Origin of the sequence: Elioraea tepidiphila DSM 17972 (genome assembly GCF_000378465.1) — a bacterium.
GTDB classification, from domain to species: Bacteria; Pseudomonadota; Alphaproteobacteria; order Acetobacterales; family Acetobacteraceae; genus Elioraea; species Elioraea tepidiphila.
In genome coordinates, this window is the sequence record NZ_KB899910.1 from 249,977 (window position 1) to 270,050 (window position 20,074).

The 20,074-nt window shown below is 70.0% G+C and carries 20 protein-coding genes; 11 read left to right on the forward strand and 9 right to left on the reverse strand.

The genetic code is table 11. The features are described 5' to 3' along the window. Nucleotides 1-1,278 (forward strand): 3-oxo-tetronate kinase, encoded by a 1,278-nt coding sequence (otnK, locus tag F563_RS0101125; protein ID WP_019012795.1) that lies wholly within the window; start codon nt 1-3, stop codon nt 1,276-1,278. Beyond that, nucleotides 1,275-1,910, forward strand: a complete 636-nt coding sequence (gene otnC, locus F563_RS0101130) for a 3-oxo-tetronate 4-phosphate decarboxylase (protein ID WP_019012796.1) — start codon at nt 1,275-1,277, stop codon at nt 1,908-1,910. The genes otnK and otnC overlap by 4 nt, the downstream gene beginning before the upstream one ends. A 74-nt stretch (nt 1,911-1,984) precedes the next feature. Here the strand turns inward: otnC and F563_RS21125 are convergent, their stop codons facing one another. From F563_RS21125 to F563_RS0101150, 4 genes are all read right to left on the reverse strand, one after another. Further along, entirely contained in the window at nt 1,985-2,464 is a 480-nt protein-coding gene (locus F563_RS21125; protein ID WP_211211304.1) for a hypothetical protein, read from the reverse strand. A 434-nt stretch (nt 2,465-2,898) separates the two neighbouring features. Further along, nucleotides 2,899-3,846 (reverse strand): branched-chain amino acid transaminase, encoded by a 948-nt coding sequence (locus F563_RS0101140; RefSeq protein ID WP_019012798.1) that lies wholly within the window; start codon nt 3,844-3,846, stop codon nt 2,899-2,901. 96 nt (nt 3,847-3,942) lie between these two features. Continuing rightward, complete coding sequence (locus F563_RS0101145; protein ID WP_019012799.1) at nt 3,943-5,082, reverse strand: bifunctional 2-methylcitrate synthase/citrate synthase; 1,140 nt, start codon at nt 5,080-5,082, stop codon at nt 3,943-3,945. Nucleotides 5,083-5,116: 34 nt separating this feature from the next. Next, entirely contained in the window at nt 5,117-6,799 is a 1,683-nt protein-coding gene (locus tag F563_RS0101150) for an MmgE/PrpD family protein (protein WP_019012800.1), read from the reverse strand. 152 nt (nt 6,800-6,951) lie between these two features. On the opposite strand from F563_RS0101150, the gene F563_RS0101155 reads away from it, so the two are divergent. Genes F563_RS0101155 through F563_RS0101165 form a run of 3 tightly spaced genes read left to right on the forward strand, consistent with a single transcriptional unit; the run spans nt 6,952 to nt 9,750 of the window. Next, a complete protein-coding gene (locus F563_RS0101155; RefSeq protein WP_019012801.1) occupies nt 6,952-8,322 on the forward strand; it encodes a dihydroorotase in 1,371 nt (456 codons plus the stop codon). A gap of 13 nt (nt 8,323-8,335) precedes the next feature. Then, nucleotides 8,336-8,791, forward strand: coding sequence for a GlcG/HbpS family heme-binding protein (locus tag F563_RS0101160; protein WP_019012802.1), 456 nt, complete (start codon nt 8,336-8,338; stop codon nt 8,789-8,791). A gap of 2 nt (nt 8,792-8,793) precedes the next feature. Beyond that, nucleotides 8,794-9,750 carry an N-carbamoyl-D-amino-acid hydrolase gene (locus F563_RS0101165; protein ID WP_019012803.1) on the forward strand — a complete coding sequence of 319 codons (957 nt, stop codon included), beginning with the start codon at nt 8,794-8,796 and terminating at the stop codon, nt 9,748-9,750. Here the strand turns inward: F563_RS0101165 and F563_RS0101170 are convergent. Next, nucleotides 9,674-10,960, reverse strand: coding sequence for an RNA polymerase sigma factor (locus F563_RS0101170; protein WP_019012804.1), 1,287 nt, complete (start codon nt 10,958-10,960; stop codon nt 9,674-9,676). The two genes, F563_RS0101165 and F563_RS0101170, sit on opposite strands and share 77 nt — an antisense overlap. A gap of 4 nt (nt 10,961-10,964) precedes the next feature. Next, nucleotides 10,965-11,324 (reverse strand): YciI family protein, encoded by a 360-nt coding sequence (locus tag F563_RS0101175; protein ID WP_019012805.1) that lies wholly within the window; start codon nt 11,322-11,324, stop codon nt 10,965-10,967. Nucleotides 11,325-11,472: 148 nt separating this feature from the next. Here F563_RS0101175 and F563_RS0101180 point away from each other — a divergent pair, with 148 nt between their 5' ends. Further along, a complete protein-coding gene (locus F563_RS0101180) occupies nt 11,473-12,453 on the forward strand; it encodes an N-carbamoyl-D-amino-acid hydrolase (RefSeq protein ID WP_019012806.1) in 981 nt (326 codons plus the stop codon). A 16-nt stretch (nt 12,454-12,469) separates the two neighbouring features. On the opposite strand, the gene F563_RS0101185 is transcribed toward F563_RS0101180, so the two are convergent. Then, nucleotides 12,470-13,153 carry an aspartate/glutamate racemase family protein gene (locus tag F563_RS0101185; protein WP_019012807.1) on the reverse strand — a complete coding sequence of 228 codons (684 nt, stop codon included), beginning with the start codon at nt 13,151-13,153 and terminating at the stop codon, nt 12,470-12,472. Nucleotides 13,154-13,337: 184 nt separating this feature from the next. Here F563_RS0101185 and F563_RS21130 point away from each other — a divergent pair, with 184 nt between their 5' ends. The 3 genes from F563_RS21130 to mtnA are packed head-to-tail and all read left to right on the forward strand — an operon-like array spanning nt 13,338 to nt 15,281. After that, nucleotides 13,338-13,703, forward strand: a complete 366-nt coding sequence (locus F563_RS21130) for a DUF983 domain-containing protein (protein WP_019012808.1) — start codon at nt 13,338-13,340, stop codon at nt 13,701-13,703. Beyond that, complete coding sequence (locus tag F563_RS0101195) at nt 13,681-14,187, forward strand: UPF0262 family protein (protein WP_019012809.1); 507 nt, start codon at nt 13,681-13,683, stop codon at nt 14,185-14,187. Before F563_RS21130 ends, F563_RS0101195 begins: the two co-directional genes overlap by 23 nt. Next, nucleotides 14,187-15,281, forward strand: coding sequence for an S-methyl-5-thioribose-1-phosphate isomerase (mtnA, locus tag F563_RS0101200; RefSeq protein WP_019012810.1), 1,095 nt, complete (start codon nt 14,187-14,189; stop codon nt 15,279-15,281). Before F563_RS0101195 ends, mtnA begins: the two co-directional genes overlap by 1 nt. Here mtnA and F563_RS0101205 read toward each other — a convergent pair. Both F563_RS0101205 and F563_RS0101210 read right to left on the reverse strand, forming a co-directional pair. Next, nucleotides 15,263-17,314 (reverse strand): TRAP transporter permease, encoded by a 2,052-nt coding sequence (locus F563_RS0101205; protein WP_019012811.1) that lies wholly within the window; start codon nt 17,312-17,314, stop codon nt 15,263-15,265. The genes mtnA and F563_RS0101205 overlap by 19 nt on opposite strands. A 10-nt stretch (nt 17,315-17,324) precedes the next feature. Continuing rightward, a complete protein-coding gene (locus F563_RS0101210) occupies nt 17,325-18,341 on the reverse strand; it encodes a TAXI family TRAP transporter solute-binding subunit (protein ID WP_019012812.1) in 1,017 nt (338 codons plus the stop codon). 149 nt (nt 18,342-18,490) lie between these two features. Between F563_RS0101210 and F563_RS0101215 the strand changes: the two genes are divergently transcribed. Beyond that, nucleotides 18,491-19,330, forward strand: a complete 840-nt coding sequence (locus F563_RS0101215) for a transporter substrate-binding domain-containing protein (protein ID WP_019012813.1) — start codon at nt 18,491-18,493, stop codon at nt 19,328-19,330. Continuing rightward, entirely contained in the window at nt 19,324-20,070 is a 747-nt protein-coding gene (locus F563_RS0101220) for an amino acid ABC transporter ATP-binding protein (protein WP_019012814.1), read from the forward strand. Before F563_RS0101215 ends, F563_RS0101220 begins: the two co-directional genes overlap by 7 nt. The last annotated feature ends 4 nt before the right edge of the window (nt 20,071-20,074 follow it).

Consider the following 20,074-nt stretch of genomic DNA (forward strand, 5'->3'; position numbering starts at 1 on the left):
ATGCCGATCCTCGGCTGTGTCGCCGACGACTTCACCGGTGCGACCGACCTCGCCAACACCCTCGTGAAGGAGGGCGCGCGCACGGTGCAACTGCTCGGCGTGCCGCGCGCCGACGACCCGGTGCCGGAGGCGGACGCGATCGTGGTGGCGTTGAAGTCGCGCACTGCGCCGGTGCGCGAGGCTGTCGCCGACAGCGTCGCGGCGCTTGACTGGCTGCTCGCCGCCGGCTGCCGGCAGGCGTTCTTCAAGGTCTGCTCGACCTTCGATTCCACCGACGCGGGCAATATCGGCCCCGTGGCGGATGCGCTGCTCGCCCGGCTCGGCGCCGGCTTCGCGCCGGTCTGCCCCGCGTTCCCGACCAATGGGCGCACTGTCTATCTCGGCCATCTCTTCGTCGGCAGTGTCCTTCTCAACGAGAGCGGCATGGAGAACCACCCGCTCACCCCCATGCGCGACGCCAATCTCGTGCGCGTGCTCGGGCGGCAGACGCAGGGCTCGGTGGGTCTCGTCCCGTTCGCGGCGGTCGATCAGGGTGCGGGCGCGATCCGGGCGGCGTTCAACGCGCTGCGCGACCAGGGGAAGCGCTATGCGATCGTCGATGCGATCACGGACGCGCATCTGCGCGCGATCGGCGCCGCCTCGGACAATCTCGCGCTGATGGTGGGCGGCTCCGGCCTCGCGATCGGCCTGCCGGAAACCTGGCGTGCGGCGGGACTGCTCGCGGCACGCAGCGATGCCGCGATCTTGCCACCGGCCCAGGGCCGCGCCGCCGTCATTGCAGGAAGCTGCTCGCGCGCCACACTCGCCCAGATCGGCTTCGCGCGCGACCATGTGCCGACCTTGACGCTCGATCCGCTGGCGCGCCCCGACGCGGCGGCGCTCGCGCAAGACGCCGTCGCCTGGGCCGAGGCGCAACCGACCGACCGACCCATCGTCATCGCCGCATCCGCCACGCCCGACCGCGTCGAGGCATTGCAGCGGGCGCTTGGGCGTGACGCGGCGGGACATCTGATCGAGCAGACCCTGGCCGATGTGGCTGAAGCGCTGGTCGCCCGCGGGGTGCGGCGGCTGGTCGTCGCCGGCGGCGAGACCTCGGGCGCGGTGGTGTCGCGGCTCGGCGTGCGCCGGCTCGCGATCGGACCGGAAATCGATCCCGGTGTGCCCTGGACCTACGCGCCCGATGCGGCAGGCGGGCTGCATCTGGCGTTGAAGAGCGGCAATTTCGGCGGCCGCGACTTCTTCCTCAAGGCGTTCGCCATGCTGGAGAACGCACGGTGAGCGACGAAGCGGCGCTGCGCGAGGCGATCTGCACCCTGGCCGCGAGCCTGTTCGCGCGCGGCTTCTCGGTCGGCAGTGCCGGCAACATCTCGGTGCGCCTTGCCGACGGATTCCTGATCACGCCGACCAATTCCTGTCTCGGCCGGCTCGATCCGGCACGCCTGGCACGGCTCGACGCGGGGTACCGGCATGTCGGTGGCGACAAGCCGTCGAAGGAGGTGTTCATGCACCGCGCCTTCTACGCAGCGCGCCCGGACGCGCAGGCGGTGGTGCATCTGCACTCCACCTGGGCGACGGCAGTCGCCTGCCTTGACGACATTGATCCGCGCGCGCCGATCCCGCCGCTCACCCCCTATTTCGTGATGCGCATCGGCGGCGCGCTGCCACTCGTGCCCTACTACCGGCCCGGCGATCCGGCGATGGAACCGGCGATCGCGGCCGAGGCACGAACAGCACGCGCCGTGCTGCTCGCCAATCATGGACCCGTGGTGTCGGGCGGCTCGCTGACCGACGCGGTCTATGCGGCGGAGGAACTGGAGGAGGCGGCGAAGCTGTTCATGCTGCTCCGCCGCGAGCGGGTGCGGCACCTCAGCGCGGACCAGGTCGCGGAGCTCCGCCGCACTTTCGGCTGATCCGCACAGAGAAAGGGCGCGCCCGCTCCCGCGGGCGCGCCCCTGCACGACCGGCCCGAAGGCCGGCCACGCGCTCACATGCTCGGCGTCTCCGAGGGCGGTGCCGCGGGCGCCTCGGCGGGAGCCTTGCGCGGGCGCCGCGTGGCGGGCTTGCGCGCCGCGGTCTTGCGCGCCGCCGGCTTCTTCGCCGCAGCGGCACGACGGGTCGCGGGCTTCTTCGCCGCCGTCTTGCGCGCCGCAGGCTTCCGGGCCGCGGTCTTGCGCGCCGCCGGCTTCTTCGCCGCGGCCGCGCGGCGCGTCGCCGGCTTCTTCGCCGCAGCGCGCTTCGGCGCGGCCTTCTTCGCCGCCGCCGCGCGCTTCGGCGCGGCCTTGCGGGCCGCCGGCTTCTTCGCCGCAGCGGTCTTGCGCGCCGCCGGCTTCCTCTTCGCGGGCGCCTTCTTGGTCGCCGCCCGCATCGCCATCGGCTGCGCGCGGGACTCCGCGGCCTCCGCATTCGCCTCGCGCGCCGCGCGGATGGCCTCGACCGCCGCCGGCACGTCCTTCGTCATGGACACGTGCACAAACTCCTTTCTGTTGAGGGTCCCGTCACGCAGGCACATCCCCGCAGGCCGCGGCTGGGCCGCGGCGGCGACAAGTGGCCGCCCGGCGTGCGAGGCCCGGACGCGCCGAGGCGCGCGAACGGCAGCGCTGACGCAACGCATCATCGCCGGGATCCGATCGCCCGCATCTCGCTTGCCCGGGGATGCCTCGGTCACCGGAGTGACTTCGGCGTGCGTGCGGTCCATGGACCGTCCTTCCCTCTCGCGGACACGATCAGATGCAGCGATCGCATGTGCGAATCGGATTGCATCTGCATCCGCAACATCACGCTATGCGAGTCGTGTGCAGCGCTGTCAACAAAAAGCAACCGACGCGCAGCATTTTCATGCACGTTGCGCGCGCAAAGCACACCGCAGGATGTATCGGCGACGCGCGCGCGTCGCGCGGATCACTCCGCCGCGCGCGCGGATGCAGCCCCGTAGACCGGCGTGCGCCACTCGGAATGCAAGGCGCTCTCGCCCTTCGCCACCGCGAAGTAGAGCGCCTGCAGCCGCTTCGTCAGTGAGCCGACCTTGCCATCGCCCACCGGCAGGCGATCGACCGAGGTGATCGGCGTCACCTCCCAGGCGGTGCCGCAGAAGAACGCCTCGTCGGCCGCGTAGAGCTCGCTGCGATCGACATCGCGCTCCTCCACGGTCACGCCGAGTTCGTCGCGGAGCAGGCGGATCACCGCGTCGCGGGTGATGCTCTCCAGGATGCCGCTGGTGATCGACGGGGTGACGGCGACGCCGCCACGCACCATGAACAGGCACATCCCCGGGCCCTCGGCGACCTTGCCGATGTTGTTGAGCAGGATCGCCGCACCGTAGCCGTTCGCCTTGGCCTCGTGCACGGCCATGCGTCCGTTCTGGTAGTTGGCGTTCGCCTTCACCCGCATCGGCAGCGCCGCATCCTCCGGCCGCCGCCACGACACCACGCCGGCCGCGAGCCCTTCGGTCAGCGCCTTGGTCGGCGGACGCGTGTTGGCGGTGCAGCAGAACGTGACCGGCCCGACCGAATACATCTCGCCGTCGCCGTCGAGCAGGGCGGAGAGCCGGATATGCACCCCGTCGCGGAACTCGTTGGCGCGTACCACCTCGATCACCGCACGCTCGAGCTGGCCGAGATCGGGGGTCACGTCGAAGCGCATCACCTTGATGCCGAAGGCCAGCCGCTCGAGGTGCTCGCGCAGGCGAAAGACGAACATCTCGCGCTGGCCGTCGTTCCAGTAGCCGCGCAGCCCCTCGAACACGCCCGCGCCGTATTTCACCGCCGGCGAGTAGATGTGGATGCGCGCCTCCTCCCACGGCACGAGCCGGCCGTTGAACCAGGCGAAGCGGGGATGGGTGTGGGCCATGGGCGTCTCTCCTGTCGGCATTGGCCGGAGGCTAGGCCAGACGCACGAAGGGCGCGAGCCCTGCGGCCCGCGCCCCTGCCCTGCGGTCGGAACGTTTCAGCGCGCCTTCATGGGCGGGATCTCGCGCTGGGCCACGCCCACGTAGTGCGAGAGCGGGCGGATCAGGCGGTTGTCGGCGATCTGCTCCAGCACATGGGCGGACCAGCCGGTGATGCGGCTGGCGACGAACAGGGGCGTGAACATCGGGATGTCGAATCCCATCAGGTAGTAGGTGGGGCCCGCCGGGAAATCGAGGTTGGGGTGGATGTTCTTCTTCGCCAGCATCTCCTCGGCCAGGATGCGGCTGATCTCCACCCACTTCTCGCCGCCGAGCCGGGCGGCGACGATGTCGCGGTACTTGCTCATCGTCGGCACGCGGGAATCGCCCGAACGGTAGACGCGGTGGCCGAATCCCATCACCAGCGCGCGGTGCTCCAGCTTGTCGTCGATCCAGCCCTTGGCCTTCGCCGGCGTGCCGACTTCCTTCAGCATGTGCATCACCGCCTCGTTGGCACCACCATGCAGCGGGCCCTTGAGCGCGGCGATGCCGGCGGTGACCGCGGCATGCAGGTCGGCGCCCGTGGAGGCGACCACGCGGGCGGCGAAGGTCGAGGCGTTGAAGGAGTGCTCGGCGTAGAGCGTCATCGACACGTCAAAGGCCTTCACGATCTCCGGGTCGGGGACACGGCCGAAGAACATGTGGAAGATGTTCTCGCTGAAGCCGAGCTCGGGCTTGGGCTGGATCGGCCGCAGCCCCTTGCGCAGCCGGCTGATCGCGGCGATCGCGGTCGGGATCTTCGCATAGAGCCGCATCGCCTTGCGCCGCGTGGCCTCCTCCGAGACGTCCTGCGCCTCGGGGTCCTCGAGCCCCAGGAAGCTCACCGCCGTGCGCGTCGCGTCCATCGGATGCGCCTTGCGCGGGAAGGACTCGATCGCGCGGATCAGCACCTTGCTGATCTTGCGGTTCGCGCGCTCCTCCTTGGTGAAGGCGTTGAGCTGCTTGCGGTTCGGCAGCTCGCCGTTCAGCAGCAGATAGGCCACCTCCTCGAAGCGGCACTGCTCGGCGAGGTCCTGCACCGCGTAGCCGCGATAGGTCAGCGAGTTGGTTTCCGGCATCACCTTCGAGACGGCGGTGACGTCGGCATGCACGCCGACCAGGCCCTTGAAGACCTGCGGCGCGGAAGCGGTGTCGTTCATCGGGTCAACCCTTTCTTCCTCAACCTTGGTGACCTCAACCCCGGCTGCGGCGGGTGCGCGGGGCCTTCTTGCCCTGCGCGACCTTCTTCACGCGCCGTGCCTTCTTCATCGTCTTCGTGCGCGCCTTCTCCTCGGCCCGCCGCACCACGCGACGCGCCGCCGCCGGCTCGGCCGAGCGCACGGGCGCATCGAAGATCCCCTTGACCGGCGAGAGCGTCACCCGGCCGGCCGGCAACGCCACGTTCAGCGCGCCGAGCCCGCCCGCCGGCAGGGCCGCGAGGTCCTGCACGGCGTCGAGGAACCGGTTCGCCTCGCGGGTGGAGATGATCCCGTCGGTCAGGGTCTGGAACTTGCGGATGTAGTCCGGCCGCTGGAACGGCTTGGCCCCCAGGGAATGGGCATTGGCGACCGCGAGCTCGTCCTCGATCACCGTGCCGTCCTTGAGGAAGATCTGCACCCGGCCGCCGAACGCCTTCTCGTTCGGGTCCTCGGAGTGGTAGCGGCGCGTCCACTCCGGGTCCTCGGTGGTCTCGATCTTGTGCCAGAGCCGCACGGTGTCGGCCCGCTGGGCGCGGCGCGGGGTGTAGCTGTCGACGTGGTGCCAGCGCCCGTCCTGGAGCGCGACGGCGAAGATGTACATGATCGAGTGATCGAGCGTCTCGCGCGACGCCTTCGGGTCCATCTTCTGCGGATCGTTGGCGCCTGTGCCGATCACGTAGTGGGTGTGGTGGCTGGTGTGGATCAGGATGCGCTCGATCGCGTCCCAGCCGCCCGCCTGACGGCCGGTGCGGAACGGCTCGCCCATGCGGAATGCAAGGTCGATCAGCGCCTGGCTCTGATACTCGGCCGAGTGCTCCTTGGTGTAGCTGTCCAGGATCGCGCGCTTCGGCTCGCCCGTCTCGGGCAGCGGCACGAGATACTCGTGGTCGCGGTTCTCGCGCCCCGCCAGCATCCAGGCGATCACGCTGTCCTCGCCCTCGTAGATCGGATTGGGCGCGCCCTCGCCGCGCATCGCGCGATCCACCGCCTCGACCGCGAGCTTGCCGGCATGCGCCGGCGCAAACGCCTTCCAGGAGCTGATCTCGCCCTTGCGGCTCTGGCGCGTCGAGAAGCTGACATGCACCGCCTGCTGCACGGCCTGGAACACGATGTCCTGCTTCAGACCGAGCAACGTGCCGATGCCGGCGGCGGCGGCCGGGCAGAGATGGGCGATGTGGTCGATCTTGTGGCGGTGCAGGCAGATCGCCTTCACCAGATCGATGTGGATCTCGTAGGCGGTGGCGAGCCCGCGGATCAGGTCCTTGCCCGACTTGCCCACCGTCTGCGCGACCGCCAGCACGGGCGGGATGTTGTCGCCCGGGTGCGAGTAGTCGGCGGCGAGGAAGGTGTCGTGGAAGTCGAGCTCGCGCACCGCCGTGCCGTTCGCCCAGGCCGCCCATTCGGGGCTCACCGTGCGCGCGGCCGGCATGCCGAACACGGCAGCCCCCCCCTTGCGCGGATGCGCCAGCGCCATCATCCGCGCCGAGACGACCGGGTGGCGGTTGACCGCCGCGATCGCCACCGCGGCGTTGTCGATGATCCGGTTGACGATCATCTCGGCCACGTCCTTCTGGACGGGCACCTTGTCGACCGCGACGCCGGCGATCTTCCAGGCGAGCTGATCCTCGCGCGGCAGCAGCGCCTTCGAGGGATGGACGCGGACGGAATGGAGCTTCATGCGGGATCCCCGTTCGGTGTGATGGCTCGGGCGCGGGCCGGGACGGGTTGATCGCAGCGGCCGCGCGGTCTTGACTGGCGGGCGGATACCTAGACCTGCCCCCGAGACGGGCGCAAGACGTGCCCCGAACGACGCCGGAGACACCAAGAGCAATGACCGATCTGCCGCCGCCCTTCGACCGCGTGGTGCTGGGCGATCTCGTGACCAGCGACAGGATCATCCGCGACGGGTTCGTCGCCGTGCGCGACGGCCGCATCGCCGCGATCGGCGAAGGTCCGCCGCCGCCCGCGGTCGAGCTCTCCGACCACCGCGGCATGCTCGTGTTCCCCGGGCTGGTGGACGGGCACATGCACACGGCTTCCGCCTTCGGCTGGCCAGGGATCGAGACCGCGACGCGCACGGCAGCCGCCGGCGGCGTGACGACCGTCGTCGACATGCCCTACGACATCCCCAAGCCGGTGACGAACGCCGAGCTGTTCACGGAGAAGGTCGGCTGGGTAAACCGCACCGCGCATGTGGACGTGGCTCTCTACGGCACGATCCAGAAATCGGGCGGCACGCACCACATCAAGGAGATCGCCGCCGCCGGCGCCTCGGCGTTCAAGCTCTCGACCTACGAGTATGACGCCACGCGCTTCCCGCGCATCGACCATGTCGAGATGGAGCGCGCCTTCGCCCTGATCGCCGAGACCGGGCTGATGGTTGCGCTGCACAACGAGGATCAGGAGATCGTGGTCGCGATGACCAAGGCGGCGCAGGAGTCCGGCCGCACCGACCCGATCATGCACTGCCGCACGCGGCCCCCGCTCTGCGAGAACCTCGCCAACGTGACGATCTTCGAGATCGGGCTCGCCACCGGCGCGCATGTGCACATCGCGCATTCCTCGCTCGCGCGCGGCTTCGACCTGGCCGAGACCTATCGCGGGTTCGGCATGCAGGCCTCGGGCGAGGCGTGCATCCAGTATCTCTGCATGACCGAGGACGACATCGTCCGGCTGAAGGGCAAGGGCAAGTGCAACCCGCCCTTCCGCACCGCCGAGGAGGTGGAGCGGATGTGGGACCGGCTGCTCGCCGGGAAGGTCGCCTATGTCTCGACCGACCACGCGCCCTGGCCCATCGAGCGCAAGATCGACGAGGACATCTTCAAGTGCGGCGCCGGGCTGACGGGGCTTCAGTCCTTCGCGCCCTTGATGTTCTCCCTGCTCGCCGAGCGCGGCCTGCCGCTGACCCTGATGGCGAAGTACTGCGCGGAGGAGACCGCGCGCTTCCACGGCCTGCTGCCCAAGAAGGGGCGGATCGCGGTCGGCTCGGACGCGGATCTCTGCGTGATGGAGCGCGGCGACTTCATCTTCGACGAGGCCGCGATCGTCGATCGGCCCGAATGCCGCTGGAGCCCCTATCACGGCCGGGCGATGAAGGCGCGCGTCGCCGCGACCTACCTACGCGGGCGGCAGATCTGGGACGGTGCGAGCGTGCTGAACAAGCCGGGCGACGGCGCCTTCGTGAAGCGGCAGACGACCTGAGGAGGGAAACGGGATGGCACATCCGATGGTCTATCCGGTCCATTCCGCCATGACGCTGGAGGCCGCATCGACGATCGTCGATGCGGCGCTTGCGGCGGGGCGCGCGGCCGGCTGCGCGCCGCTGGTGGTCGCCGTGGTCGATGCCGGCGGCCAGCTCGTCGCCTACAAGCGCGAGGACGGCGCGGGGCTCGCGCGGTTCGCGATCGCGATGGGCAAGGCGCTGGCCGCCCTCGGCCTCGGCCTGCCGTCGCGCGAGATCGGCGCGCGCAACGCCGAACGGCTCGCGTTCCTCAACGCCGCGGCCGCCGCGACGGGCGGGGGGTTCGTGCCGGTCGCCGGCGGCGTGCTGGTGATGCGGGACGGCCGCGCGATCGGCGCGGTCGGCATCAGCGGCGATACCTCGGACAAGGACGAGGCGGCTGCGGTCGCGGGTATCACGGCGGCGGGGCTGACGCCGCAGGCGGGTTGACGATGCCACGGATCCTGCGCGTCGCCGCCTGCCAGATGGGGCCGACCCAGCGCGCCGACGGCCGCGCGCACACGCTCGGGCGGATGATCGCCCTGCTCGAGCAGGCGGCGAAGGACGGAGCGGAACTCGCGGTGTTCCCCGAACTCCCCTTCACCACCTTCTTCCCGCGCTGGCCGCTGGAGGACGAGGCGGAGCTGCTCTCCTACTTCGAGCCGGTGATGCCGAACCCGAACGTGCAGCCCCTGTTCGACCGCGCGCGCGAACTCGGGATCGGCTTCCACGTCGGCTACGCCGAACTCGATCGCGCGGCGTTCGAGGACGGTGCGGTGCGCCGGCGCGGCTACAACACCGCGATCCTGGTCGGCCCGGACGGCACGATCCTCGGCAAGTACCGCAAGGTGCACCTGCCCGGCTCGGAGCAGGTGAAGCCGGGCCAGAAGTATCAGCAGCTCGAAAAGCGCTACTTCGCCTATGGCGATCTCGGCTTTCCGGCCTTCCGCGCCTTCGGCGGCATCATCGGCATGCTGATCTGCAACGACCGCCGGTGGCCCGAAGCCTGGCGCTGCCTCGCGCTGCAAGGCGCCGAGATGGTGCTCGTCGGCTACAACTCGGCCGCCTACGACCCGAATGGCGGCGAGGGCGAGAGCGCGGAACTCCGCACCTTCCACTCCACCCTGGCGGCACAGGCCAACGCCTACATGAACGCGTGCTGGGCGGTGGCGGTGGCGAAGGCCGGCGTGGAGGACGGCGCCGGGCTGATCGGCGGGTCCTGCATCGTCGATCCGAACGGGCTGATCGTCGCGCAGGCGAAGACGCTGGGGGACGAGGTGCTGGTCGCCGACTGCGACCTCGATGCCTGCCTCCAGGGCAAGACCAAGATGTTCAACTTCGCCGCCCACCGGCGGCCACAGCACTACCGGCGGATCGTCGAGCAGGTCGGCGCCGTGCCGCCCTCATAGCCCGCGCCCGCTCGGCGAGGAAGGCGCGCACAGCGGGATCCGTGGCAAGGGCGATCGCCCGTCCGAAGCATGGGGCCGCCTTCGCACAGCGACGGAGCCGCATCAGCAGATCGGCGCGCAGCGCCCACCACGGTTGGTACGGTTCCGCCACGTCGCGCGGGATCGCATCGAGCGCCGCGAGCCCGGCCTCCGGGCCGTCGGCCTCGGCAAGCGCGGCCGCTCGCCCCACCAGCGCGCCGAGGCTCGGCGCAAGCGCCACCAGCCCATCGTAGAGACGCGCGATCGCGGTCCAGTCCGCGGCCCCGAACCGGCGCGCGACATGCGCGGACTGGATCGCCGCCTCGAGCTGGTACCGCCCCGGCCTGCCGGCCCGCGCCGCGCGCGCAAGCACCGTTTCGGCTTCGCCAAGCAGGTTGCGGACCCAGCGCCCCGTGTCCTGCGCATCGAGCGGCACATAGCGCCCGTCGGCGCCGCGGCGCGCGTCACGGCGCGCCTCGCAGAACAGCACGAGCGCGAGCAGGCCCAGCGCCTCGGGCTCGTCGGGAAGGAGTGCTGCTATGACACGCGCCAGCCAGACACCCTCGCGCGCGAGATCGCCCGGACCGCCGCCGTGCGGCAGGTCGTCCCAGGCGAGGCCATAGCAGGCATAGACGGCATCGAGCACCGCGCCAAGACGGGCGGGCCACTCGGCGCGATCGGGCACGCCAAACGGCACCCCAGCATCGCGCAGCCGGGTCTTCGCGCGCGACAGCGCCTGGCCCATGGCCGCGGGCGTGACGCAGAACGCGCTCGCGATCCGCGCGGCATCGATCCCGAGCACCACCTGGAGCATCAGCGGCGCACGGATGGCTTCGGCGATCGCAGGATGCGTGCAGGCGATCATCAGCTCCAGCCGCCGGTCGGGGATTGCCGCGTCATCGGCCGCGAGCCCGTCGCCCGCGAGGGCCTCCAGCGTCGGCCGGGCGGCGAGCCGCACGCGCTTGCGCCGGGCGGCATCGGCAAGGCGCCGGCGCGCGGCCGTCAGCAGCCACGCTTCCGGCCGGTCGGGCACGCCGCCCTGCGTCCACGCCGCGAGCGCGGCGGCCAGCGCCTCGGCAAGCGCACCCTCCGCCGCGGCGACGTCACGCGTCGCGGCGGCGAGCCAGGCGACGAGGCGGCCGTAGCTCGTACGCGCCACCTGCTCGACGGCGGCCCGAGCGCCGTTCGTCATCGGTTCATGACCCGGGGCAGGTCAGAACCGGCCGCAGTTCAACCGCTCCGGTCACGGCGCAGGGCGCACGCTCGGCCCAGGCGAGGGCAACGTCGAGGTCGGGCACCTCCAGTATGACGTAACCGGCGAGTTGCTCCTTGCTGTCTGCGAAGGGACCGTCCTGCACGTGGCGGGTGCCGCCGCGCCGGCGCAGCGTGCTGGCAGTGGCCGGTGGATGCAGGGGATTGCCGCCAAGGATGACGCCGGCCGCACGCAAGGCATCCATGTACGCCATCCAGGCTCCCCAGTAGGCGGGTGACCGCTCGGGGTCGGTCCGGGCCGAGAACTCAGCCTCGGTCTCGAAGAACGCCATCATCATCTGCATCGGTTTGGTCCTCGGTTGGTCGGAAGCAGAAGCGCTTCCGGCATGATGACGCGCAAGGCGGTAAGATTTCGACATCGGTGCCGATCTTTTCGTCGCGCTCCGTCCGTGCTGGACTTGGCCTCACGGTTCGAGGCGGGAGGGGAGAAGCATGGCACGACGGATCACGGTGGGCGCGGCGCAGCTCGGCGCCATCCAGAAGGCGGACAGCCGCAAGGTGGCGGTCGATCGGATGCTGGCGCTGATGGCGGAGGGGCAGCGGCGCGGCGTCGAACTGATCGTGTTCCCCGAACTCGCACTGACGACCTTCTTCCCGCGCCACTACGTCGAGAACCTGGACGAGGCGGATCACTGGTACGAGGCGGCCATGCCGTCGAACGAGACGGCGCCTTTGTTCGAGGCGGCGCGGAAGTACCGGATGGGGTTCCATCTCGGCTATGCGGAGCTCGCTCATGAGCCGGACGAGACCGGTGTCGTGCGCAAGCGGCGCTTCAACACGGCGATCCTCGTCAACCCGGACGGGAAGATCGTGCTGAAGTATCGCAAGGTGCATCTGCCCGGCCACGCCGAGTTCGACCCCGCGCGCAAGGTGCAGCACCTGGAGAAGCGCTTCTTCGAGGTGGGCAATCTCGGCTTCCCGGTCGTGCGCAGCCCGATGGGGCGGCGCGACGAGGGGATCAACATGGGGATGATGATCTGCAACGACCGCCGCTGGCCCGAGGCGTGGCGGGTGATGGGCCTGCAGTCGGTCGAGCTGGTGATGCTCGGCTACAACACGCCCTCCATCAACCAGGAGGCCAAGGGCTGGGAGGCGCACCATCTGCGCGTGTTCCACAGCCATCTGTCGATCCAGGCGGGGTGCTATCAGAACGCGTGCTGGGGTGTCGGCGTGGCCAAGGCCGGGATCGAGGACGGTGCGGAGCTGTTCGGCCACTCGATCATCGTCAACCCGCAGGGCGAGATCGTTGCGATGGCGGATACATGGGAAGACCAGCTCGTCACGCACGACTGCGATCTGGACATGTGCACGCTCGGGCGGACATCGATCTTCAACTTCGCCGCCCATCGCCGCCCCGAGCACTACACCCGCATCACCTCGCAGGTCGGCGCGGTCGAACCGCCGGTGGTGTGATGGGGTTCCAGGGGCCTTACGGCCCCTGGCGGGAGTGCGGGGGCGGCGCCCCCGCGAGCAGGACGGACAGCGCCACCCCCGCCGCGGCCTGACACGGCTCGATCACCGGCACGCCGGCCGCGTCCTCGACGGCCCCGCGGTGATGCGCCATCCCGGCGCAGCCGAGGATCACCGTCTGCGCGCCCCGCTCGACCAACTCCCGCGCCGTGCGCTGCATCCCCGCGCGCGTCGCGCGGGGATCGAGCAGCGTGTCCATGTCCACGTTCATGGCGATCTCGGCGGCGAGCCGGGCCTCTGTGCCCATCTGCCGCAATGCGAGCGCGTGCCGCTCGATGCTCGCGGAGGCAAGCGCGATCACCCCGAACCGCTCGGCGCGTGTCAGCGCCTGTGCCACCGCGGCGGCAAAGATGCCGATCACCGGCTTGCGCGTCGCCTCGCGCGCGGCCGGCAAGGCGGGATCGGAGGCGCAGGCGATCGCGAACAGGTCGGTGCGGTGGTCCTCGCGGCGGATCGCGGTCAGGATCGGCCCCGCGGCCGCGTACCAGTCCGACCAGGCGACGATCGCGGGCGGCCCGTCCGGCAAAGTGACGACGTCGAGCATGGGGAAGCCCTCGGCGCGGAAGGGGCCGAGGGCAGCGGCGATGCCGGCGCCGCAGCGCGCGTTGCTGTTGGGGTTGATGAACAGGATGCGTCCGGTCATGGCGGCCATCCTGCGGGTGCGCGGCCGGCCGGCCAAGCCCACGCGGTTTTCCCTTGATCCGCCCGGTGCCCGGTCGCAATTTGGTGCACCGCAACACGAACGCCGCACACTCTATATACTGTAGTGCATGTCACCGCCCTTCCCGCCCCCGGGCCCCAGCGCACCAGCCTGGGCCATTCCATCGATGTGGGCCGCGCTGTCGCGCGGAGCCGCGAATCGCTGCCCCAGCTGCGGCCAGGGCACGCTGTTCCGCGGCTATCTGCGGGTGGCGGAGCGCTGCGGGGCCTGCGGCGCGCCTGTGGGCCGGATCCGCGCCGACGATGCGCCGCCCTACTTCACGATCTTCATCGTCGGCCACATCATCATCCCGCTGATGCTGCTGGCCGAGCGGGGCTATGCGCCCTCGCTCTGGACGATGGCGGCAGTGTTCCTGCCCCTGACGCTGTTGCTCTCGCTTGCGCTGCTGCGCCCGGTAAAGGGCGCGACCGTCGGACTGATGATGCGATACGGCATCACCGGGCGCGAGCATGACCCGCGCGGCGACGGGTGAGCGCGTGCCGCACCGGACGCGGATCGACGAGATCGTGCTCGAGGCCGAGGCGCTGACGCGGCCCTCGGCCGAACTGGAAGCGGACCGGAACAGTGCGATCGCCGATCTGCTGCATGAGAACCGCTTCATCCCGAAGGGCGCGCCGGACGGCCCCTACACGCTGCATCTCGGGCTGAACGAGGGACGGCTGGTGTTCGACATCCGCCGCACCGACGGTGCGCCGCTGACCGCCGTCATTCTCGCCCTCGGTCCGTTCCGCGGACTGATCAAGGACTATCTGATGCTGGTGGGCGCGCATCACGCCGCGGTGGCGGACGGGCAGCAGGCGCGCATCCAGGCGATCGACATGGGTCGGCGCGGACTGCACAACGAGGGAGCCGAACTGCTGGCGAAGCGGCTCGACGGCAAGATCGACGTGGATTTCGACACCGCACGCCGGCTGTTCACGCTGATCTGCGTGCTGCACCAGAGGTTGACGCACTGATGCGGCTCGGCGCTCAAACGACGCGCAGCCTGCGCGCGGCCGCGGACGGACGCTCGTTCACGATCCTTGACCAGACGCTGCTGCCCTGGCGCGTCGTGTGGCTGACGATCGACACCGAAGAGGCTGCCGCCCACGCGATCCGAACGATGCAGGTGCGCGGCGCACCGCTGATCGGCGCGGTCGGCGCCTATGGCCTGGCGCTCGCGCTGCGCGACGATCCCTCCGATACCGCGCTCGAGTCGGCGCATGCCGCGCTCGCCGCGACGCGGCCGACGGCGATCAACCTGCGCTGGGCGCTCGACCGGGTGCGCGATGCCGTGCGCAACCAGCCGCATGCAGCGCGTGCCGGGATCGCTTGGGAGGTCGCGGGTGCCATCTGCGACGACGATGTCGCCACCTGCGAGGCGATCGGCCGCCACGGTCTGCCGCTGCTGGAGGAGATCGCCGCACGCAAGGGGCCGGGCGAGCGCGTCAACGTCCTGACCCATTGCAACGCCGGCTGGCTCGCGACCGTGGACTGGGGCACCGCGACGGCGCCGATCTATATGGCGCATGACGCGGGGATCGCCGTGCATGTGTGGGTGGATGAGACGCGGCCGCGCAACCAGGGCGCGGCGCTCACCGCCTTCGAGCTCGGCAATCACGGCGTCGCGCACACCGTGATCGCCGACAATGCCGGCGGGCATCTGATGCAGCGCGGCGAGGTCGACATTGTCATTGTCGGCACGGATCGTGTGACGCGCACCGGCGACGTCGCCAACAAGATCGGCACCTACCTGAAGGCGCTTGCGGCGCGCGACACGGGCGTGCCGTTCTGGGTCGCGCTGCCGCACTCGACGATCGACTGGTCGGTGCGCGACGGCCTCGCCGACATCCCCATCGAGGAGCGCGGCGCGGACGAGGTCACGGAGATCGCAGGACTGACGGCCGAGGGTGCAGTGACCCGCGTACGCGTCGCCAACCCGGGGAGCGCAGCGAGCAACCCTGCCTTCGACGTCACGCCGGCCCGGCTGGTGACCGGGCTGATCACTGAGCGCGGCCGGTGCCGAGCGAGCGAAGCGGGACTCCTCAGCCTTTACCCGGAGAGGGCCTGAGCCGGCCGCCGTCGTGCCGCAAGCCAGTTCGCCAGCACGACCGGCGCGATAAGGGCGAGCCCGATCAGCGTCGCGTTCAGCGACGGCGAAATCGTCAGCAGGCTGGCCGCGATCAATGGCAGTCGGCCGAACGGCGAGAGCGGGGCAAAGAGGTAGCCCGTCATCGCGATTCCGAGCGCTGAGACCCCGGCCGCACAGCTCAGCACGACCATGACGAACTCGCCGAAGTCGAACCCCGGCAGCACGATCAGCATCACCGGGGCATAGGCGAACACGAACGGCACGATCGCCTTGCCGAGGCCGAGACGGAACGCCGTCAGCCCGGTGCGGAAGGGATTGGCGCCCGCGATCCCTGCCGCCGCATAGGCCGAGACGCAGACCGGCGGCGTGAGGTCAGCCAGGATGCCGTAGTAGAGAATGAAGAGATGCGCGGCGAGCGGCGGCACACCGAGCTGCGTCACGGCTGGCGCGGCGATCGCCGCCAGCACGATGTAGAGCGCGGTCGTCGGGATGCCCGCCCCCATCGCCACGCAGACCAGCGCGACGAACACCAGCGTGAGGAACAGCGTCACGCCCTGCATGGTCAACGTGCCTTCGGGCAGCAGCGCGATCAGCGGTGCGAAGCTCTCGGCTGTGCGCGCGGCGGCCTGGGTGACGATGAAGCCGACGCGGAACCCCGCGCCCGTCAGCGTGATCACGCCGACCACGATGCCGACCGCAGCGGCGGCGGCGCCCACCGCGAGCGCATAGCGCGCGCCTGTCTCGAACCCGAACCAGAGATCGGTGAGCGTCAGCCGATTCCTCGGGTTGAGGAACCCGATCACGATGCACGCCGTGATGCCATAGAACGCTGCCAGATACGGCGTGTAGCCGGCGACGATCACCCAGACGAGGATCACCAGCGGAATCACCGTCGGCCAGCCATGCGCGAGCGTCGGGCCGAGGCGGGGCAGTTCGTCCGGCTCCATGCCGCGCAGGCCAAGGCGCTTCGCCTCGAAATGCACCTGCACGAACACGCCCAAGAAGTGCATGAAGGCAGGCACGGCCGCGGCGACCAGCAGCGTGGTCAACGGAATCTCGAGGAACTCGATCATCACGAAAGCGGCCGCGCCCATGATCGGTGGCGTGATCTGCCCGCCCGCGCTCGCCGCCGCCTCGACACCGCCGGCGAAATGCGCGCGATAGCCGATCTTCTTCATCGCCGGGATGGTGAGCGAACCCGTCGTGACCGTATTGGCGATCGAGGAGCCCGAGATCGAGCCGAACATCGCGGAGGAGACGACCGCTACCTTGGCCGGCCCGCCCGGATAGCGGCCCGCGACCACCGAGGCGAGATCGATGAAGAACTGGCCGAGCCCCATGCGCGTCGCGATCACGCCGAACAGGACGAAGTGGAACACGAAGGTCGAGACGACCTTGGCCGGGATGCCGAAGATGCCTTCCTGGGTGAGGTAGACGTGGTTGATCAGGCCGTTCCAATCGGCACCCGGATGGCTGAGCACGCCGTCGATCCGATTGCCGAACAGGGCGTAGAGGATGAACACGATCACGATGCCGGGCAGCACCGGCCCCATCGCCCGGCGCGCCGCCTCAAGCGTCAGCACCACCATGATCGTGCCCATGGTCACGTCCATGGTGTTCGGCATGCCGATGCGGAAGGTGAGCTCGTCGAACACCACCGGCAGGTAGATCGAGGCGGCGATGATGGTCGGCGCGAGCAGCCAGTCGAGCAGCGGCACGCCGTAGATGCTCGGACCGAGGAGACGCGAAGGCCCGGGGAAGATCAGATAGATCAGGCTCAGCACCGCGGCGAGATGGATCGCCTTGTGCCAGTGCTCGGTGACGATGCCGAAGCCAGCGGTGTAGTAGTGGAAGATCGAGAGCGCAACGAGACCGATCGAGACCAGCCACTTCGCCGGTCCGGTGACCGTGCGGAAGTTGAGCTCGCTGTCGTAGACGCGTTCGAGCTCCGCCGCCTTCTCGTGATCGAGGCGGCGCGCTGCCTGCGCGCCGCCCCTTTCGACCTCGGTCATCGCGCCGCGATCAGTTCAGCAGGCCCGCCTCGCGATAGAACTTCTCCGCGCCGGGGTGGAACGGCACCACGCCGCGGCCGAGCAGCGCGCGCTCGCGCACGATCTCGCGGCCCTTGGCATGGCCGCGATCCAGCAGGCCGCGCGTGACCTCGGACCACAGTGCGCGGGTGATGCCATACACCAGATCGTCGGAGACGCTGTCGCGCACCAGCCAGAGCGCGCCGACCGTCAGCGTCGGCGTGTCCGCCTCCAGCCCCTCATAGGCGGTCCGCGGGATCACCCCCTGGGCGTAGAACGGCGCCCGCTCGATCACGCGCTGCGCGGCCTCCGGCAGCACCGGCAGGATGCGGCAACCGGTACGCGCACAGAACTCCGAGAACGCCGCGGCCGGATAGCCCACCACCGTCATCGTCGCGTCGAGCCCGCGGTCCTGCATGCGCTCGGTGCCCTGGGCCTGGTTCAGATACTCGGGCGTGAAATCGCGGTTCGCCTGCAGCCCATAGGCAGCAAGGATCAGCTCGCTGCCGATGCGCGCACCGGAGGCCTGAAGACCGATCGCGATCCGCTTGCCGCGCAGATCCTCGAAGCGCTGGATGGGGCTGTCCTTGCGCACAACGGCGTGGATGTGCTCGGGGAACAGATGCGCAATGAAGCGCAGCCGGTCGAGCTTCGGCCGCCCCTCGAACAGACCTGTGCCGGTGTAGGACCAGTGCGTCACGTCGGACTGCACGAAGCCGCTCTCGGCGTTGCCGGCCTGGATCAGGTTGACGTTCTGCACGCTGCCCTGGGTCGCCTGCGCGACCGCGACCAGGCCCGGCACGCCGTCGGTCGCGCCGGCCTCGTTGCAGCGCGCACCCGGCGGGCAGGAGATCGCGTTCGCAATGATGCCGCCAATGGGATAATAGGTGCCGCCGGCGCTGCCGGTGCCGATGCGGAAGAACTGCGGCGCCTGGGCCGATGCGGCCGAGGCCATCACGAGCCCCGCCGTGGCCGCGGCGGCAAGCAAGGTTCGACGAAGCGCGGGCATTATAGAGTCCCTCCCAGTCCGTAGGTTCCAAGTGTCGGCCACGCTACCGGTCGGATGAGGCCGGATCAACCGGGCGCCGCCCCGTTGCCTCATGGATCGTGTTGCGCGATGGTTGACGCAACGCAGCAGAACAACGGGAGTGCCTCGTGATGAAGAGAACCGCGTTCGCCTTCGCCGGGCTTCTCATGCTCGCCACCGCGCCGGCGCTGGGCCAAGGCCAACCGCCACTCCGCTGCGCGGTCGATGGCACCTTCGCCCCCCACGCGATGCCTCGGCTCGGCGGCGGGGTCGAGGGCTTCAACGTCGATCTCTTCCAGGCCATCGCCCGCAAGCTCGGGCGCGAACTGACGATCGACAGCGCATCCTTCTCCGGCCTGATCGCGGCGATGAACGCCGGCCGGTACGATTTCCTCTGCGCGCCCACAACCGTGACGCGCGAGCGCGCCGAGAACCTGCTGTTCACCGAGGGCTACATCTTCACCGAGTACCAGTTCGGCATCCGCCGCGGCTCGGCGCCGATCGCCTCGCTCGAGGATCTGCGCGGCAAGACGATCTCGGTGAACAAGGGCAGCGCGTATGATTCCTGGGCTCAGGCCAATGCCGCGCGCTACGGCTTCACCGTGCAGGCCTACGACACCAACACCGACGCCGTGCAGGCGGTGATCGCAGGCCGTGCCTACGCCAATCTCGCCGGCAACACGGTGGTGAAGTTCGCCGCCGCCCGCAACCCCCAATTCGTGCCCGATTTCGTGATGAAGGAGACGCGCGCGCACTGGGCCGCGCCGCTCCGCCGCGACAGCACGGAACTGCGCGACCAGCTCGACTGGGCGATCGAATGCCTGAAGAAGGACGGCACGATTGCTCAGCTTTCCGAGAAGTGGTTCGGCGCGAAACCAGGCGCCGATGACGCCGAGAACACGCCGTTCCCCGGCCGTGGCGTGCCCGGCCTGCCGGGCTACGACCCCACGCCGCACGCGCGGGGATGCTGAACGGCGCACCGATCCTCGAGGCGCGGGGCATCCACAAGCATTTCGGCACCCTTCATGTGCTGAAGGGCGTCGACCTGGTGGTTGCCCCGCGCGAGCTGGTGTTCATCATCGGCCCGTCGGGGAGCGGCAAGTCGACGCTGCTGCGCTGCTGCAACCGGCTCGAGGAGCCGTCCTCCGGCAGTGTGGTGGTGGACGGGATCGACCTGCTCGACCGGCGCACGGACATCAACGCCGCACGGCGACGCATCGGCATGGTGTTCCAGTCCTTCAATCTCTATCCGCACATGACGGCGCTCGGGAACGTCACGCTTGCGCTGCGTCGGGTGCTCGGGCGTGGGCGCGAGGAGGCCGAGGCGATCGCGCATGCCGCGCTGAAGCGGGTCGGACTCGACGAGAAGGCGAACGCCTATCCGCTTGAGCTCTCGGGCGGTCAGCAGCAGCGCGTGGCGATCGCGCGCGCGATCGCGCTCGAGCCGCGGGTGATGCTCTTCGACGAGCCCACCAGCGCGCTCGATCCGGAACTCGTCGGCGGCGTGCTGAAGGTGATGCGCGAGCTGCGCGAGAGCGGCATGACGATGGTGGTGGTGAGCCACGAGATGGGCTTCGCGCGGGCGGCCGCCGACCGCGTGCTCTTCATGGACCACGGGCTGGTGGTCGAGGAGGGGCCGCCCGCGCAGATCTTCGGCGAGCCCAGGGCCGAACGCCTGCGCGGCTTCCTGCGCGAGCTCGACCGGCATTGAGCCG